Origin of the sequence: uncultured Georgenia sp. (genome assembly GCF_937958535.1) — a bacterium.
Lineage (GTDB): Bacteria > Actinomycetota > Actinomycetes > Actinomycetales > Actinomycetaceae > Oceanitalea.
The window spans coordinates 1-2,138 of sequence record NZ_CALGNQ010000177.1 but is presented as its reverse complement, the minus strand read 5'-3'; the positions used below and the strand labels follow the sequence as shown (position 1 = coordinate 2,138).

At 76.2% G+C, this 2,138-nt stretch carries 3 protein-coding genes and 1 pseudogene; 3 read left to right on the top strand and 1 reads right to left on the bottom strand.

What is annotated here, in order from left to right; all coding sequences use genetic code 11:
* Positions 1 to 2: 2 nt before the first annotated feature.
* Positions 3 to 884: a YwiC-like family protein gene (locus Q0195_RS09370; protein WP_299277492.1), complete on the bottom strand. Its 882-nt coding sequence runs from the start codon at positions 882 to 884 to the stop codon at positions 3 to 5.
* A 106-nt stretch (positions 885 to 990) separates the two neighbouring features.
* On the opposite strand from Q0195_RS09370, the gene Q0195_RS09365 reads away from it, so the two are divergent.
* From Q0195_RS09365 to Q0195_RS09355, 3 genes and pseudogenes are all read left to right on the top strand, one after another.
* A complete protein-coding gene (locus Q0195_RS09365; protein WP_299277491.1) occupies positions 991 to 1,323 on the top strand; it encodes a carboxymuconolactone decarboxylase family protein in 333 nt (110 codons plus the stop codon).
* Positions 1,320 to 1,610 (top strand): DUF6457 domain-containing protein, encoded by a 291-nt coding sequence (locus Q0195_RS09360; RefSeq protein WP_299277489.1) that lies wholly within the window; start codon positions 1,320 to 1,322, stop codon positions 1,608 to 1,610. Before Q0195_RS09365 ends, Q0195_RS09360 begins: the two co-directional genes overlap by 4 nt.
* A 24-nt stretch (positions 1,611 to 1,634) precedes the next feature.
* Positions 1,635 to 2,138: pseudogene (locus Q0195_RS09355) on the top strand (hypothetical protein); the annotation flags it as partial.

Here is a 2,138-nt window from a genome sequence, read left to right as displayed (position 1 = left end):
GGTCAGAGCAGCAGGGTGAGGGCGACGGCGAGCGACGCGACGATCTCCCCCATCCCGAGGAGGACCGGCGGGAAGGGCCGGTCCCGCCGCGCCGCCGCGTGCTGGACCACGACCGCCCGGACCGCGAGCCCGCCCCACACGGCGGCGTGCAGCCAGCGCACCGGGCCGGCAGCGGCGAGCAGCAGCGCGGCGCCGAACCAGCCGAGGTGGTAGACCGCGGAGGCCACGAGGTACCGCCGGTTGCCGCGCTCCCGGATGTTGGCCTTGACGTAGAGGATGGTCCCGACGAAGTAGGCGGTGAGCAGCACCGTGACCAGCCAGACCCAGGACCACCCGACCAGCGACCCGTCCGCCGCCGCACCGGGCAGCACGGCGGCCCGGGAGGTGCCCCACCAGCCGGTGCCGGCGAGCCACCCGCTGCCCCACACCCCGCCCGCGCCGGCGACGCCGGCGTCGTAGGCCACCGCCGTCATCAGCCCCGCTGCCCCGATGGTGACGAGGTCGTTGAGCAGCGAGCGGTCCCTCCGGTTCGCCGAGCACCACGCCGTCGTCGCCACCAGCGGGGCGAACGGCACCGCCCACACGACCAGGTGCGGGGTGAGGACGACCAGGGCGACGGCGAAGGGGACCATGGCCGCCGTGTACGCCCGGACCGGCGGCAGGTAGCGGGCCTTGCGCCGGGAACGGAGCCACCGCCCGGTGGCGAAGAAGGCCAGGTAGCCCACCCACCACAGCCCGAGCAGCGGCAGGTGCCGCAGGCTCGGCCCGCTGAGCACCACCCCGCAGAGCACCGGCACCGTCACCATGGCCCAGGCGCCGTGCTGGTCGGGCACCCAGCCGCGTCCGGGCCGCCGGGCGGCCCGGTTGGTCGGACGTCGGCCCACCGTCCCTCCTTCCGGCTCCGCGCCAGTATCCCCACCTGCCGGGACCGCTGGACCTGGGACCTGCGTCCCGGGGTCGGCGCCGAGGTCACTGTGCCACGATTGCGCCATGGACGAGCACACGGAGTACCTGCCCGAGGTCTACCGGTCCTTCCGTCGTCGCTTCGGTGAGGTCGTGGACCAGCACGACGCCGTGGCCCGGTCGGTCGACGCCGCCGGCCCGCTGGACGAGCAGACCCTGCGGCTGGTCAAGCTCGGGATCGCGATCGGGGCGCAGGCCGACGGTGCCGTCCGGTCCAACGTCCGCAAGGCGCTGGACGCCGGGGCGAGCCGGGAGGCCATCGAGCACGTCATCCTGCTCGGCCTGACCACCCGCGGCTTCCCCGCCACCATCGCCGCCTGGAAGTGGGCCACCGAGGTGTTCGGGGCCGAGGACCGATGACCGACGAGGCCGCCCGCATGGCGCAGATGCGTCGCTGGCTCGACGCGGTCTGCGCCGAGCTGGGGGTGGACCCGGCCCTGCTCGACGACACCGTCCCCCACCTCCTGGGGCTCGTCCGCGACGTCGCCCACGGCCCGTCCCGGCCCGGTGCCCCGCTGACCGCCTTCCTGGTCGGGCTCGCTGCCGGCCGCGCCTCCGACCCGCACGACCCGGCGGTCACCGCACAGCTCGTCACCGAGCGGGTCGCCACGGTGGACCGGCTCGTCGAGACCTGGTCCGAGGGCTGACCGGGGGCACCCGGGCCGACCGCCATGTCCGACCCGACCGCGCGGCTGCTGCGCTGGCTCGCCGCACACGACACCCCGGAGCGGGTGGTGCTCCTCTGCGCCGACGCGACACTGCCCCGGGTGGGACGCCGCACCCTCGTCGTCCAGGTGGACGGCTGCGTCACCGACGTGGGGCTGGGGCTGGCCGCCCAGCTCCTGGCCAGCGGCGTGGCCGTGGTCGAGGTCGCGCCCTGTCCCACCCGGCCCGAGGAGGCGACCGCCACGGTCGCGAGCTGGCGGGCGGTGCTCGGTGACGGGGTCGCCCACCTCACCGCGCCCCGGTGGGCCCGGCCTGCCCGCGAGGTCCTCCGGCTGGGGCAGGTCCCGCTGCCCCGGCGGGTGGTGCTCGGTCTGCGCATCGACCCCGTCCTCGACCTCGACCTGGACGACGCCGCCCGCACGCTCGCGGCGCTCCGCCTGCTCCACCGGCAAGGACGGGCCCGCGTCGTCCCGCAGACAGCCGATCCGGGACCAGCGGCCTCCGCGGAG

Bases quoted from the DNA above. Each gene is read 5' to 3' on its own strand.
- Q0195_RS09365 (WP_299277491.1), top strand. From the start codon at position 991: ATGGACGAGCACACGGAGTACCTGCCCGAGGTCTACCGGTCCTTCCGT.
- Q0195_RS09360 (WP_299277489.1), top strand. From the start codon at position 1,320: ATGACCGACGAGGCCGCCCGCATGGCGCAGATGCGTCGCTGGCTCGAC.